The following is a 13,846-nucleotide window of genomic DNA, read 5'->3' as shown; positions in this document are numbered from 1 at the left end:
CGCCGCCCGCATGGCAATGTGATAATGAGTATCATTCTCAAAAAGCCCAGCCAGCCGGCACCCCGCGTTCCGTCAGCCCAGCCCATCCCTTGCCTGGAGAACGCAGTGAGTACCGTCAGTCCCACCCATGCCAGCCACCTGAACACCTTGTACAGCGAACACCACGGCTGGCTGTATGGCTGGCTGCGCGGCAAGCTGGGCAACCGCGCCGAGGCGGCCGACCTGGCGCAGGACACTTTTTTACGCCTGCTGGGCAAGCGCGAGGTGACACCGCTGGCGCCCCTGCGCGAGCCGCGCGGCTACCTGGCGACCATCGCGCGCGGCTTGCTGATCGACCGCTACCGGCGCCAGGCGCTGGAACAGGCCTACCTGGAAGCGCTGGCCCAACAAGCCGAGCCGATATCGATCTGCGCCGAAACGCATGCCATCATCATCGAAACCCTGCTCGCCATCGACCGCCTGCTCGACCGCCTGGGCGCGCGCACGCGGGCCATCTTCCTGCTGGCGCAAATCGAAGAGCTCAGCTATGTGGACATCAGCCGGCGCCTCGGCGTGTCCTTGCCCACCGTGAAAAAGCACCTGGTGCGCGCCTACACGGAATGCCTGATGCTGGCGGCCGGCTGATGTTTTCCCCTTCCACCCCGCAGTCAGCGCCCATCCCCCGCAAGGTGCTGGCCGCCGCCGCCCACTGGCATGTGGAACTCCAGTGCGGCAGCGCCGACCCGGCCGCCCTGCAGGCATGGCGCGACGCCAGCGCCGAGCATGACCGGGCCTGGGCGCTGCTGCAGCGCATGGACGGCCAACTGGCCATCATACCGCCGGCGCTGGCAATTCCTGCCCTGCAGGCGGCGCAGCAGCGACGGCGCAGCGCCGCGAAAGTGCTGGCCATGCTGGTGGCGGCCGGCGGCGGCATCATGCTGGGCCAGGCGGGCTTGCAGTCCGCTCCCTGGCAAGCGTGGACGGCCTCCTTGCGCACGGCGCCGGGCCAGCGCCGCCACGTGACGCTGGCCGATGGCGGGCGCATGGAGATGAATACGGACAGCGCCGTCGACGTCGATTACAGCGCCGCGCGCCGCCGCATCCGCCTGCATCACGGCGAAGTCATGATCACGACGGAGCCCGATGCGCGCCCCTTCCTCGTCGACACGCCGCACGGCGTGATCCGCGCGCTGGGCACGCGCTTCGGCGTGCGCTGCGATGACGGTGGCAGCGTCGTCAGCGTCTTCGAACACGCCGTGGAAGTGCGCGGCGCGGCGCGCCCGGATGCCGTGCGCCGCCTGGAAGCGGGGCAGCAGCTGCGCTTTGGCGGCACCGGCCTGGAAGCCGTGCTGGCCATGCCCGCGCACCAGGACAGCTGGCTGCGCGGCATGCTGGTGGCGGCAGACTGGCCCCTGCAACGGCTGGTCACGGAACTGGCGCGCTACCGGCGCGGGCGCCTGGCCTGCGACGCCGGCGTGGCGCAACGCCCCGTCACGGGCACTTACCGGCTCGACGATATCGACGCCGTGCTGGAAAGCCTGTGCGCCTCGCACGGACTGCAGGTGAACTACTTCACGCGCTACTGGGCCACGTTGGCGGCCCGTTCAAGCTAATTATTTTCAGTTTTTTTTGCGCCAGGGGTTGGTGTTTCGCTGCGCTGCTTCGGCTTGACAGGTAAGAAGCCGATTCATCCACCATAGCCCTTACCCTGAGCAGAAAGACCGAGCATGCAGCTGACCACCCCCGTCCTCCATCCCGCCGCGCGCGCCATCCGCCTGGCCGTCCTCGCCATGGCGTGCGCCGCCTCCGCCGCCTTTATCGCCGCGCCCGCGCTGGCGCAAGGCCAGGCCGCCGCTTCAAGCGCTGCGCCGCAAGCCTACGCCATTGCGGCCGGCCCGCTGGCCACCGCTTTGAACGATTTTGCCGTCGTCGCCGGCGTCAGCCTGTCGACCGATCCCGCGCAGACGCGCGGCCTGCGCTCGCCCGGCGTGCACGGCAGCCACAATGTGGCGCAGGGCTTTGCCCAGGTATTGGCCGGCAGCGGCCTGGAAGCGGTGCAGCTGCCGAACGGCGCCTACGTGCTGCGCCAGGCGGCACCCTCCTCCGCGCCGGCGGCCAGCGTGGAAAAGACCATGGCGCCCGTGGTCGTGAACGCCAGCATGGAGCGCGACCCCGTCAGTGAACACAGCAACTCGTACGCGGCGCGCGCCGTCACCGTCGGCAAAGGCGTGCAGACCCTGCGCGAGATTCCCCAGTCCGTCAGCGTCGTCACGCGGCAGAAGATGGATGACCAGAACCTCAACACCATCGACGCCGTGCTGGCCAACACCACCGGCATCACCATGTACGACAGCCCCATGGGCGGGCGCTATGTGTATTCGCGCGGCTTCATGGTCGACACTTACCAGTTCGACGGCGTCAACCGCGCCATGTACTACCCGCAGGCGAACAGCTTCACCAGCAATACGGCCATGCTCGATCGCGTGGAGATCGTGCGCGGCGCCACGGGCCTGCTGCAGGGCACCGGCTCGCCGGGCGCCGCCATCAACATGGTGCGCAAGCGTCCGCTGGCGGAAAAGCAGGTGCAGCTGGCGCTCAGCGCGGGCCGCTGGAACGACGTGCGCGGCGAAGTCGATGTCACCGGCCCCTTGAACGAATCGGGCAGCATCCGCGGCCGCGCCGTGGCCGCGCATGACCAGCGCGATTATTTTTATGACGTGGCCGACAGCCGCACGGACGTGCTGTACGGCGTGCTGGAATTCGACCTGGCGCCGGGCAGCAAGCTGACGACGGGCGCCAGCTACGAAAAACTGCACGCGACGCCCTTCTTTTCCGGCATGCCGCGCTACCGCGACGGCAGCGATCCGAAACTGCCCCGCGAGACTTTCCTCGGTGCCGACTGGAACCGCTGGGCTAGCCGCCAGACGGCCGTCTTCGCCGAATTCGAGCACCACTTCGACGCCGACTGGTCGCTCAAGGCCAGCGCCAACTACACGCGCGAGCGGCATGACGTGAAATACATGTTCAGCCAGGGCGCGATCGACCCCGCCACCCTGGCCGGCATGATGATGTATGGCGGCGTGTTCGACTACGGCAGCACTAACAAGGGCCTCGACCTGTCGCTCGACGGCAAATTCAACGCCTTTGGCCGCCGCCACGGCTTCAGCGCCGGCATCAGCACGAACCGCCTGGAAAGCGACAGCGATTTCAGTCTGGCTCTGCTGCAGCAAGCGAACAATCCGCTGCAGCCGAATCACGGCGTGGCCGAACCGAGCGACGCCTGGTTCCGCGAACACAGCTACCGGGGCGACCCCAGCGTAACAAAAATGACGCAGACGGGCGCCTACGGCGTGGCCCGTTTCAGCGTCAGCGATCCGCTCACCGTGGTGGCGGGCGCGCGCGTATCGAACTACAAATGGAGCAGCGTGTACCGCGACACGGGCGAGGTGTACATCGACCCGTACCGCGAAAACGGCGTCGTCACGCCGTATGGCGGCGTGATCTACGCATTCGACAAGCGCTGGTCCGGCTACGCCAGCGTCTCCGACATCTTCCAGCCGCAAAACCAGCGCACGGCCGATGGCGCCCGGCTCGACCCGCTCAAGGGCCGCAACCTGGAAGTGGGCGTCAAGGGTGAACTGTTCGACGGCAAGGTGAACACCTCGCTGGCGCTGTTCCGCATCGAGCAGCGCAACCGCGCGGAACTCGACCTGGCCAATACCTGCTCGTCCGGCACGGAGTGCTATTTCTCGACGGGCAAGGTGCGCAGCGAAGGCCTCGATGCGGAAATCAGCGGCGAAGTGGCGCCGGGCTGGCAGCTGTTCGCCGGCTACACGCTGAACAATTTCAAGTACCTGGAGCAGACGTCGAACGCGGGCGTGATGTTCGCCAGCACCTACTCGCCGCGCCACATGCTGCGCGCGTGGAGCGACTACCGCCTGCCCGGCGCCTTGCAGCAGTGGAGCGTGGGCGGCGGCGTGAACTTCCAGACGGAGAGCTCGCGCGTCACGCGCGACGTGACCGTGGCGCAAGGCGCGTATGCCTTGTGGAGCGCGCGCGCCGCGTACCAGATCGACCGCAACTGGACGGCATCGCTGTCCGTGACGAACTTGCTCGACAAGCGCTACTACCAGACGGTGGGCGCGCCGGCCTGGGGCAATTTCTATGGCGAGCCGCGCAAGGCGCAACTGACCTTGCGCGCGCGCTTCTAAGCCAGCTTATGCCGGAGGACGCAATGGCGCCTTCGGCAACGGGATGAATTCCGTCTCGCCCGGCACTTGTCCCATGCGCTGGGCGCTCCAGTCGTCGGCCGCCTGCGACAGGCGCTCCTTGCTCGACGAGACGAAATTCCAGAACAGGTAGCGGTGGCCGTCCAGCGGCTCGCCGCCGATCACGACGAACTGCACCGGCCCGCCGCCTGTCGTCACGACAGGCGCCTTACCCTCCTCCAGCAAGGCCATGGTATGCGGCAGCAGCGCCACGCCGTCGACCAGCACCTCCCCGCTGATCGGATAGATCGCCGCTTCCGGCGGCAAGTCCTCCAGCCGCAACTCGCGCCCCGCCTGCAGCGCCACGTCCAGGTACAGCGTGGGCATGTAGGTGCGCACGGGCGAGGTCTGGCCAAACGCCGTGCCAATGAGGACTTTCACCACGGCGCCATCGACCGTCACGACGGGAATGTCGGCCTGCGGCGTGTGCGTGAAACTCGGCGCGTCCTCTTCGTGCGCCTTCGGCAGCGCGGCCCACAGCTGCAAGCCGTGCGTGCGGTGCGGTTGTCCCGCCAGGTCGTGCGGCGTGCGCTCCGAATGCACGATGCCGCACCCGGCCGTCATCCAGTTGATGGCGCCCGGTTCGATGCGCTGGCAGGAACCGATGCTGTCGCGGTGGTCGATCGCGCCCTCGAACAGATAAGTGACGGTGGCCAGGCCGATATGCGGATGCGGGCGCACGTCGTGGTTGGCGTCGGGCGCCACATCGATGGGGCCGAAATGGTCGAAGAAGATGAAGGGGCCGACGGCCTGTTTGACTGCGGATGGCAGCAGGCGCCGCACGATGAAGCCGCCGCCCAAGTCCTTCTCGTGGCTTTTCAGGATGGCCGCGCTCATGCCAGCACCGTCGTGATTTCCGTGGTGACGGCCGTCATCAGCTTGTGGATCGGGCATTTGCCGGCCACGGCCAGCAATTCCTGGCGCTGCGCATCCGTCAGCTCGCCCGTCAGGTGCAGGGTGGCGGCCAGGCGGTACACGCCCTTGCGCTCGTCGCTGGCATCGCGCTCGGTCGACACTTCCACGTGTTCCAGCGCGATGCCCTTGTGTCTGGCGTACCAGACGACGGTGAGCGCCTTGCAGGCCGACAGGGCCGCGTCGTACAGGTCGTGCGGCGACGGGCCGGCGTCGCCGCCGCCCTCCTCCACCGAGGCGTCGGCGGAAATGATGTGATCGCGCACGTGCACGATGTGGCGCATGGGCTGCGACTGGTCGCGGATGGCTTTGATGGTCATGGCGTTCCTTGGTGCGTTTGGAAAGCCACAATTTACACCGTTTGCCCGCTTGGCGCAGCCCGCTCCCCTGCTACCTGGTCATATGATACGGAAGACGGCGTCGGCCATCAGCGCCATTTCTTCCGGGTCCGGCGTGACGACGCCAGGCGCCGTACTTGCCTAATCGAGCGTGCGCGCCACGCGGAAGCCCACGATGTCGTTCGACAGCACGGTGGAAAAACCGTTGCGCAGGGCCGAGCGCAGGTAGCGCGGGTGGTACAGCCACGAGCCGCCGCGCAGGATGCGCCGGCTGCTGTCGCTGCCCTCTTCCCATGCGCTGCCGTCGACGGGCGCACCTTCGTAATTGTCGTGCACCACATCCTGCACCCATTCCCATACATTGCCATGCATGTCGAACAGGCCCCAGGAATTCGGCGCGAAGGTGCCGAGCGGGCTGGTGCCGCCCCGGTACACGCCGCGCGGGCCGCCGTTGTAGACGTACAAACCGTCGTAGTTGGCTTGCTCGGTGCTGATCGTATCGCCCACGTTGAAAGCCGTGCGCGTGCCGGCGCGGCAGGCGTATTCCCATTCCGCTTCGCTGGGCAGGCGGTACTTGCGCCCGGTACGCTCGCTCAGCCACCCCAGATACAGCTGCGCGTCATTCCAGCTCACGCCCACCACCGGATGCTGGTCGTTCTGCACGAAACCGGGATTGTCCCAGTCCGTCTCGGAACCGCCGGCCCAGCCGGTCGCCTTGACGAAGGCGCGCCACTCGCCCACGCTGACGGGATGCCGGGCCAGCGCGAACGGGCGCGAGATGCCGACCCAGTGCTGCGGCATCTCGCGCTCGAGCCAGGCCTGTTGCGAGCCGGCCTGGATGGCGGCCTTGTGTTCCGTCTCGTGCGCGCCCATCTGGAAACGGCCGCTGGGAATGAGCACCAGTTCCGGCCCCTGTCCCGAGCCATCGAGAAAATCGTCGCGCAAGACGCCTTCCGCATTGGGCACCGGTTCCACGTGTTCCGCTTCCGGAGCAGGCACGGATGCCGGCGCGGGGGCAGCGGCTGCGGCGGCGCGGCTGGCCTCTTCGCGGCGCGCGCGTTCCTGCTCGGCGCGGTAGGCCGCCTCCGCCTTGGCGACGATGGCCTTGCGCTGCAATTCCTGGTGTTCCTGCAAGGCGGTGGCGGCATCGGCTTCGCGGCGCGCGCGCAGCTGGCCGCGCAACGCTTCCTTGCGCAGCTTGCGCGCCTCTTCCGCCTCGAAATGGCGCTGCGCCTCCTGCTCGCGGCGCAGTTTGTCCAATCGCTGCTTTTCCAGCGCGGCGGCCTGGATTTCCGCCTTGCGGCGCTGGTCCAGTTCTTCCTGGCGCGCACGTGCCTCTTTGAGCGCCGCCTCGCGGGCCTGTTCGGCGGCCAGCGCCGCCGCCTTTTGCTGCTGCGCCGCGCGCGCCTGCTGCTGGCGCGCCTGCTCCGCCAGTTCTTCGGGCGACGGCCCGGCCGCGCGCTCCAGGTTTTCCAGCAAGGCTTGCACCGATTGCGGACGCAATTCCGGCGTCAGCGAAAACCCGTTCTGCAGCACCTGCCACTGCTGCGCGTTGAGCGCTTGCGGCGCCGACGGCAGATGGCTGGCGCTGCGCGCGTCGTCGAACGGCATGCGCCCTTCGAGCATCTGGTAGATCATCACGGCCACCGCATACACGTCCAGGCGCGGGCTGGGCTGGCGCTGGTTGGCGCCGGCCTCGGGCGCCCGGTAACCGTGCGTGCCCGCATTCGGCATGTCCAGCGCCAGGCTGCTGTCCGCATTGCGCACGCGCGAAGCGATGCCGTAGTCGAGCAGCTTGACGTCGCCTTTCGCCGTCAGGAAGACATTGCCCGGCTTGATGTCGCGGTGCACCAGCTTGTGCTTTTCCCACGCATACGACAGGGCGTCGGCCACCGGCTGCAGCAGTTGCTGCACCGTGGACAGAGGCAGTGCGCCCTCGCGCGCCAGATAATGCTCGAGGTCTTCGCCATCGAGGCATTCCATGATGATGAAATAGCTGGCCGTGGCCGGGTCCTGCGCCCACTCGTAGACGCGCACGATGTTTTCATGCGCGAGCTTCCTCGCCTGGGTCGCTTCCTCGATCAGCAGCTTGGCATGCGTGGCGCTTTGCGTCAGCTGCGGCGGCAAGATCTTCAGCGCCACCATTTCGCTGCTGCCCAGCTCCGCGTGCGTGGCCAGGTCGGTCGCTTGCCATACCTGCCCCATGCCGCCCGTGCCGATCAGCCGTTCGAGCCGGTAGCGGCGGTTCTGCGGGCCGATTTCCTGGCCCGTCATGAAGCCCAGCTCCGTGCCCTGGCGCACGGGCAACGGCGCGGCCACGGGAGCGGCGCCGGGCGGCGCGTACTCGGCGTCGAGGATGGCGTTCTTGCGGCGTTCAAATTCCTGCTCGCTGAGCAGCCCGTCGTCGTGGAGGGCGCGCAGTTCCCGCAGTTTGTCTCGTGCTTTTTGCATCATCTGGGGTGAAACGCTTCCATCAAGGCTGCAGGGCGACACCGCAGGCGGCGCAGAATTTATCTTCCGGGTGACCCGCGCGCTGCGCATGGCCGTTCTTGCAGCGGGCCGGCGCCGATGCCGGTGCGGCGGAGGCAGAAGCCGCACCCGGCTGCAGCGCCTGCGCCACGGCCACGCCCAGCTGCGCCTGCGCCGACAGGCCGTGCGCGTGCGCCGCGTTCTGCAGGTTGATCAGGTCGAGCTGCTGGCGCCGTTCGCGCTCCGCCTGGCCTTCCAGGTAGCTGCGCTCCTGCGCCACGCTGTCCTGCGCCATGCGCAGCGCGTCCAGCGGCGCGACGCTGTTCTCGGCCGCCGCCAGCGCCGCCAGCGCGTGGATCTGCTCGGCGCTCATGCCCGCCTGCAGCTGCACCTTGAGCACTTGCGCCAACGCGGCCGCGTTCTGCCCGGCGGCCATGGCCACCTTGCCCGTGTCGCTCAGCGAACCGATTTTCTCGATGCGGTCGATATCGATGCGCGCCAGTTCGGCCGCATGCGCCTGCTGCGCCAGCAACGCCTCATATTCTCCCTTCCAGCGCGCGTAATCGCTTTCGCGCTGCTGCGCCATGGCCAGCAAGTCGCGCTGCCATTGCGCTTCCTGTTCCAGCTGGCGCAGCTGCTGGCGCTGTTCCTCGATGGCCAGCGCGTCGAGCTGCGCCAGCTGCGATTGCTGCTGCAGCTGGCGCGCGTGCACGCCGTCGGCCTCGATGGTGCGCAGCAGCTTTTCCTGCTGCGCGATGGCGTCCTCGCGCGCGCCGCCGCGCCGCAGCGCCGCCACCTTTTCCGCGATCTCCGCCGCCTGCACCTGGGCTGCCTCGTCCTTATGCGCTTCGGCGCGCAGCAGTTCGCGCTGGCGCGCCAGCTGCATCTGGTCTTCCCACTCCTGTACCCGCTCGGCCTCGCGCTTGCGCGCCGCGTTGGCCAGCATCAGGCCCTGCCAGGCCGCCTGGTGCTGCTCCGCCTCCAGCTGCGCCTCGCGCTGGGCCGCATCCGCTTCCGCCTGGCGCAGGCGCGCCAGCTGGGTGCGGCGGCCCGTCTCGTCGTCGATCAGCAGCGCGCTTTCCACTTGCTGCGCGATCGACTGCAGGTGGACCTGGTGGGTAAAGCGCTGCTGCGCCATCTGGATCTGTTCGCGTCCGTGCAGCTGCGACAATTCCAGCTCGCTGCGCATCTTGATGGCGGCCAGCGCGCGCACATGTTCCCAGTTGGCCGCCTCATCGGCGCGCTGCGCGCCCTTTTGCGCCAGTTCCTGTTCCAGCTCGCCCAGCGCCAGCGCGGCGCCATGGTCGAGCGCCTGGCGCCGCGACTTCGCTTCCAGGATGCGGCCATACAGGTCAATCTGGCGTCCGCGCAGCGCTTGCAGGCGCTCCGCTTCCTGATGGCCCAGCTCCGCCTTTTCCAGCGTCGCGTCCTGCCGCAGTTCGGCGCGCCGGTGCGCGTGGCGCGCCGCCAGTTCCTCGCGGCGGATGCGCTGCCATTCTTCCTCGTCATACAGCTGGTCGAGCTGCTTCATGCGCTCCAGGCTGTGCTGTTCCAGTTCCTGCGCCGGCAAGCCGCCCAGCCACAGGGTGCCGATGCTGGCGGCGGCATCGCCCTCGCCCGCGCGCTTGTCGTGCCGCAGGCTGAGCGTTTCCACGCGCGCCACGGCCAGGCCGGACGGCGCCAGGCGCTGCGTCAGGGCCGATTGCAGGCGTTCGTTCAATTCGGGCCGCAGGTCGGCATTCGCGTCCATCTCGCGCAGCGCGCGGCTGCCGATGAATTCCAGCGCGATCTGGCGCACGGACGGCAGCAGCAAGGCGTGCAGGTGAGCGCGCGTGACGGCGCCCGGCGCGCGCATGAACTGGCGCGCGAACGCATCGGGCTGGCCCAGCGCGATGTCCACGCGCAGCGAGGCGGCGACGTCCAGCAGTTCCGTGCTGGCCAGGGCGGGCAGGTCGAATTCCAGGCCTACGGCGTCGGCGCGCGCGATCAGCACTTCGGCCGGGCGTGCCGGCAGCAGCGCCGGCAGGCGCGCAAAGAAGGCGGCGCTGTCGTAATCGCCGGCCGGTATCAAGGTGAAAGCGTCCGATTGCACGATCCAGGCGCGCGACTCGGTGGGCACCTGCAGGCGGCGTGCGGCGCTGCCAAACAGCGAGGACAATTCGCGCACGCCAAAGAACAGGGCCAGTTGCCCATCAGCAAGATGCCATTGATTGGCATGCAGCACCGCGTCGCTGTCGGGAGCGCCCAGCGACAAGCCGCATCGCGCGCAATAGCCGGCGGCAGCGCCGTTCTTGTGCTCGCAGCGCGGGCAGCGGGCGCCGCCAAAACCAAACAATTGGAACATGTGTGACTCCTGATGAGAATGATTGCGTGCGCGCTGGCTACCGTAGCGATTCTAGCAGGAGCGCCGGCGGCGCACGCTACACCGCGCAGTATCAAATAATGCCACGCGGCAAGTACATTCATATGCACGGATACAGGTCTAATTAGGCCTCAATTCAAGCGGTCGCCCGCGCAGGCATTTCAGCGCCGTTTTTTTGCAGGCCATCCCGCCAAAACCACGGCTGGTCGCATGCGCATGGCGGGCCGGCGGGCGCTTGGCTACAGTGCATGCATACCCACCCGCCACACGAAAGGAACGATCATGAAAGCCTTGAAAAACATGGAAGCCATCTTCACCGTCGCCGTCGCCATCGCCTGCGGTGCCAGCTATGCCAGCTTCACCAGGCCACAGGCGGCAGAAACCGGCAATACGGCGCAGGCCCGCGCCATCCCCGTCGTCGTGGTCAGCGCCAAGCGCCTGACGGAACAGGAAAAGAAAATTTCGCTGATCGAGGAACGCCAGGCCTTGCTGGGCAACACCACCGCCAGCGCCCTGTGAGTCACCGATGCTGACCCCACGCCGCCTGGCGCCAGTTTGAACACGACCGCGCCAGGCCGCCATTTGTATCGGCCACGGATACACGGACACACAGCATTGTGTCAATTGTAATAAGTTGAATCAAAGGCGAAAAACCGCCGGCAAGCGCCTATAGTCCATTTCACGCAATCACCGAAATGGAGCACATCATGAAACCCATCACACTCTACGCAGCAGCCATGCTTGCCATCAGCGCCGCAGCCTTCCTGCCCGCGCAGGCCATGGCACAGAATCAGCTCGGCGTCAGCATTGTCATCGGCAACGCCCCGCCTCCGCCACGGTTTGAAAGCGTGCCGGCACCGCGCGCCGGCTATGTCTGGGCGCCAGGCTACTGGAACTGGGATGGCCAGCGCCATGTGTGGAACGACGGAGAATGGCTGCGCGAACGCGGCGGCAACCAGTACCGCCGCGCCGCCTGGATACAAGAGAACAACCGCTGGCGCCTGGACCGTGGCGGCTGGGTCGCCGCACAGGTGCAGCCGGTGCGCTATGACGACATCCGCATCGCTCCGCCGCCGCCGCGCCGCGAAGCCATCCCGCGCGCCCGCCACGGCTACGCCTGGGTGCCCGGCCACTGGGAATGGCGCAGCCAGCGCTACGCCTGGACGCCTGGCGTATGGATCGCCGAACGCCCCGGCTACGTGTATGCGCCGCCCGCATGGAACCAGCGCGACGGCCGCTGGCAGATGGAGCAAGGCCGCTGGTCGCCACGCGGCCCGAACGGCGACCGCGACCACGACGGCATCCCCAACCGCTATGACCGCGACAACGGCAACCGCCACGACCGCGACGGCGACGGCGTTCCGAACCGCGACGACCGCCGTCCCGATAATCCCCATCGCAATTAATATGCAGCCGTAGTCCGGACAAGGCCACCCATCGCGGTGGCCTTGTCATTTTCCGGACACATCCGTGTATTAACATCGCGCGACGATCAATCACACTGCGCGAGAAAGATTCACGATGGCGATGGAAACTGCCGGTTTTACCTACGGCTCGGACACCTCGGGCCTGGTCTGGGGCTTCCTGTTTGGCCGCGAGGCGCAGCCGCTGGCGCTCGACTCGACGGCCGCGCTGGCCTGGCTGGCCGATGGCGCGGCGCGGCCGGCGCAGGAATTCGTCTGGCTGCATTTTAATTTGTCGCATGCGGCCAGCGAAAAATGGCTGATGACGCACACGCAGCTGGCCGACGAATTCTATGAAACCCTGCACCAGGGTTCGCGTTCCACGCGCATCGAGCAGGCGGAAAACACCCTGATCGCCGTGGTCAATGATGTGGTGCACAACTTCTCGTTCGAAGCATCCGACATTTCCACCATGTGGGCCAGCGTGGCGCAAAACCTCGTCATCACGGCGCGCCGCGCGCCGCTGCAGTCGATCGAACGGCTGCGCCAGGCCGTCATCAAGAACCACGAACCGATCCGCTCGTCGGTGGAACTGCTGATCCACCTGCTGCGCGACCAGGCCGACGTGCTGGTCAACATCGTGCGCGATGCCGTGGCACGGGTCGACGATATCGAGGATCACTTGCTGGCCGGGCGCCTGGTGCCGAAACGCGAAGACCTGGGCGCCATGCGGCGCGTGCTGGTGCGGCTGCAGCGCCTGCTGGCGCCGGAACCGGCCGCCCTGTTCCGCCTGCTGCAGCGTCCGCCCGCATGGGTGTCGGAACTGGACAGCCTGGAATTGCGCCAATCGACGGAGGAATTTTCGGTGGTGCTCAGCGATATGTCCTCGCTACAGGAACGCATCAAGCTGCTGCAGGAAGAGATCGCCGCCAGCGTCAACGAGGAAAACAGCCGCAGCCTGTTCGTGCTGACCATCGTCACCGTGCTGGCCTTGCCGATCAATATCATCGCCGGCATGCTGGGCATGAATGTGGGGGGTATTCCGCTGGCCCAGCATCCGCAGGGCTTCTGGATCATCGTCGCCATCATCGTCACATTTACGGTCGTGGCGGGATGGCTGGTGGTGCGCGTGCAGCGAAACAGTTAATTTCCGTCCCGGCACGGCCTGGCAGGCGAACGGCAGGCGCCGTCCGCCGTCATTGCTTATCGGTGGTACTCGCCGGCCCGTTCAGGCTGATAGACGATTTCCTCGATCTTGACCTTCACCACGCCGCCCGGCATGGGCCAGGCGATGCTGTCGCCCACGGACAGGCCCAGCAACGCGCTGCCGACGGGCGCCAGCACGGAAATGCGGTCGGCCTGGCCTTCCACATCCTTCGGATATACGAGCGTGAGGCAGAATTCCTCCTTGTTTTCCACCGTGAAGCGCACGGTGGAATTCATCGTCACGACGGTCGGGGGAATCTCTTGCGGTTCGAGCACCTCGGCGCGGCCCAGCTCATCGAGCAAGGCGGCCTTGTCCGGCGACAAGTTATTACCCAAGGCATACAACAACGCTTCCAGTCGTTCCAGGTCTTGTGACGACAAAATAATTTTTGGTTTTTTTTCCAAGATATCCTCACTATTGATCATTAGGGCGGCGTCCGGTTTTGCTGGCGGCGACTTGCTTGGCCGCGGCAGACAAAACAAACAGCATCAGAACGTCCATCATCAGCGGATTATGGACGAACTCGCGAAGCAAGGCCATAGCGTTCGCGCATTCTTCATTAAAATTTATTAAAATCAATGACTTGCAATGGCCGATACAGTCAAAAAGTTAATCCGTGCCGGAATGGCCGGGCACATTGAAGTTATTCTTGGCGGTATTTTGTTTACCTTCAGCATGTTTTTAGAGAAAAAAACCGGCAGGCAAAAAAAGGATTAAACTTCAGTATGTATTATTAGAAAGACACGCCCGCCTTTTCCGCCTGTCTTGTCGCCTTGTCTGCCGCCAGCGGTGCCCGGCATGGATACTAAATTGCCGCACGCCCTGTACTTTCACGCTGCAAAATGACAATATGTCGGCCTTAGCAACACTTAGCAACACGTTGAGAGTTCCGGCTCACTTCGGTTTTC

General features: G+C 66.3%; 12 protein-coding genes. 7 read left to right on the top strand and 5 right to left on the bottom strand.

The window, feature by feature from the left end:
• Positions 1-105 precede the first annotated feature (105 nt).
• From OX462_RS10735 to OX462_RS10725, 3 genes are all read left to right on the top strand, one after another.
• Positions 106-624 (top strand): sigma-70 family RNA polymerase sigma factor, encoded by a 519-nt coding sequence (locus OX462_RS10735; protein ID WP_409028385.1) that lies wholly within the window; start codon positions 106-108, stop codon positions 622-624.
• A complete protein-coding gene (locus OX462_RS10730) occupies positions 624-1,592 on the top strand; it encodes a FecR domain-containing protein (protein ID WP_409028384.1) in 969 nt (322 codons plus the stop codon). The genes OX462_RS10735 and OX462_RS10730 overlap by 1 nt, the downstream gene beginning before the upstream one ends.
• Positions 1,593-1,706: 114 nt before the next feature.
• Positions 1,707-4,190: a TonB-dependent siderophore receptor gene (locus OX462_RS10725; protein WP_409028383.1), complete on the top strand. Its 2,484-nt coding sequence runs from the start codon at positions 1,707-1,709 to the stop codon at positions 4,188-4,190.
• Between the two features lie 6 nt (positions 4,191-4,196).
• Here OX462_RS10725 and OX462_RS10720 read toward each other — a convergent pair whose 3' ends face one another.
• From OX462_RS10720 to OX462_RS10705, 4 genes are all read right to left on the bottom strand, one after another.
• The gene (locus tag OX462_RS10720) at positions 4,197-5,084 is read right to left on the bottom strand and encodes a pirin family protein (protein WP_409028382.1); all 888 of its coding nucleotides are present in this window, start codon (positions 5,082-5,084) and stop codon (positions 4,197-4,199) included.
• Positions 5,081-5,479, bottom strand: a complete 399-nt coding sequence (locus OX462_RS10715; protein WP_070224653.1) for an OsmC family protein — start codon at positions 5,477-5,479, stop codon at positions 5,081-5,083. The genes OX462_RS10720 and OX462_RS10715 overlap by 4 nt, the downstream gene beginning before the upstream one ends.
• A gap of 159 nt (positions 5,480-5,638) precedes the next feature.
• Positions 5,639-7,951 (bottom strand): SUMF1/EgtB/PvdO family nonheme iron enzyme, encoded by a 2,313-nt coding sequence (locus tag OX462_RS10710; protein ID WP_409028381.1) that lies wholly within the window; start codon positions 7,949-7,951, stop codon positions 5,639-5,641.
• 19 nt (positions 7,952-7,970) lie between these two features.
• Positions 7,971-10,310, bottom strand: a complete 2,340-nt coding sequence (locus OX462_RS10705) for a coiled-coil domain-containing protein (protein WP_409028380.1) — start codon at positions 10,308-10,310, stop codon at positions 7,971-7,973.
• A gap of 300 nt (positions 10,311-10,610) precedes the next feature.
• Between OX462_RS10705 and OX462_RS10700 the strand changes: the two genes are divergently transcribed.
• From OX462_RS10700 to OX462_RS10690, 3 genes are all read left to right on the top strand, one after another.
• Positions 10,611-10,847 (top strand): hypothetical protein, encoded by a 237-nt coding sequence (locus tag OX462_RS10700; RefSeq protein ID WP_070313469.1) that lies wholly within the window; start codon positions 10,611-10,613, stop codon positions 10,845-10,847.
• Between the two features lie 188 nt (positions 10,848-11,035).
• Positions 11,036-11,734, top strand: coding sequence for a YXWGXW repeat-containing protein (locus tag OX462_RS10695; protein ID WP_409028379.1), 699 nt, complete (start codon positions 11,036-11,038; stop codon positions 11,732-11,734).
• A 115-nt stretch (positions 11,735-11,849) separates the two neighbouring features.
• Positions 11,850-12,878: a transporter gene (locus OX462_RS10690; RefSeq protein ID WP_175444840.1), complete on the top strand. Its 1,029-nt coding sequence runs from the start codon at positions 11,850-11,852 to the stop codon at positions 12,876-12,878.
• Positions 12,879-12,934: 56 nt separating this feature from the next.
• Here OX462_RS10690 and rnk read toward each other — a convergent pair whose 3' ends face one another.
• Positions 12,935-13,342, bottom strand: a complete 408-nt coding sequence (gene rnk / locus OX462_RS10685; protein WP_162835757.1) for a nucleoside diphosphate kinase regulator — start codon at positions 13,340-13,342, stop codon at positions 12,935-12,937.
• A gap of 184 nt (positions 13,343-13,526) precedes the next feature.
• On the opposite strand from rnk, the gene OX462_RS10680 reads away from it, so the two are divergent.
• Positions 13,527-13,655, top strand: a complete 129-nt coding sequence (locus OX462_RS10680) for a hypothetical protein (RefSeq protein WP_256267358.1) — start codon at positions 13,527-13,529, stop codon at positions 13,653-13,655.
• Positions 13,656-13,846 lie beyond the last annotated feature (191 nt).

The sequence above is a fragment of the Janthinobacterium aestuarii genome (assembly GCF_046113285.1).
In the GTDB taxonomy this organism is placed as follows: Bacteria; Pseudomonadota; Gammaproteobacteria; order Burkholderiales; family Burkholderiaceae_D; genus Janthinobacterium.
Note: the sequence above shows the minus strand (reverse complement) of the source record. Positions and strands in the feature narration are given on the sequence as shown.

Bases quoted from the DNA above. Each gene is read 5' to 3' on its own strand.
- OX462_RS10730 (WP_409028384.1), top strand. From the start codon at position 624: ATGTTTTCCCCTTCCACCCCGCAGTCAGCGCCCATCCCCCGCAAGGTG.
- OX462_RS10725 (WP_409028383.1), top strand. From the start codon at position 1,707: ATGCAGCTGACCACCCCCGTCCTCCATCCCGCCGCGCGCGCCATCCGC.
- OX462_RS10720 (WP_409028382.1), bottom strand. From the start codon at position 5,084: ATGAGCGCGGCCATCCTGAAAAGCCACGAGAAGGACTTGGGCGGCGGC.
- OX462_RS10715 (WP_070224653.1), bottom strand. From the start codon at position 5,479: ATGACCATCAAAGCCATCCGCGACCAGTCGCAGCCCATGCGCCACATC.
- OX462_RS10710 (WP_409028381.1), bottom strand. From the start codon at position 7,951: ATGATGCAAAAAGCACGAGACAAACTGCGGGAACTGCGCGCCCTCCAC.
- OX462_RS10705 (WP_409028380.1), bottom strand. From the start codon at position 10,310: ATGTTCCAATTGTTTGGTTTTGGCGGCGCCCGCTGCCCGCGCTGCGAG.
- OX462_RS10700 (WP_070313469.1), top strand. From the start codon at position 10,611: ATGAAAGCCTTGAAAAACATGGAAGCCATCTTCACCGTCGCCGTCGCC.
- OX462_RS10695 (WP_409028379.1), top strand. From the start codon at position 11,036: ATGAAACCCATCACACTCTACGCAGCAGCCATGCTTGCCATCAGCGCC.
- OX462_RS10690 (WP_175444840.1), top strand. From the start codon at position 11,850: ATGGCGATGGAAACTGCCGGTTTTACCTACGGCTCGGACACCTCGGGC.
- OX462_RS10680 (WP_256267358.1), top strand. From the start codon at position 13,527: ATGGCCGATACAGTCAAAAAGTTAATCCGTGCCGGAATGGCCGGGCAC.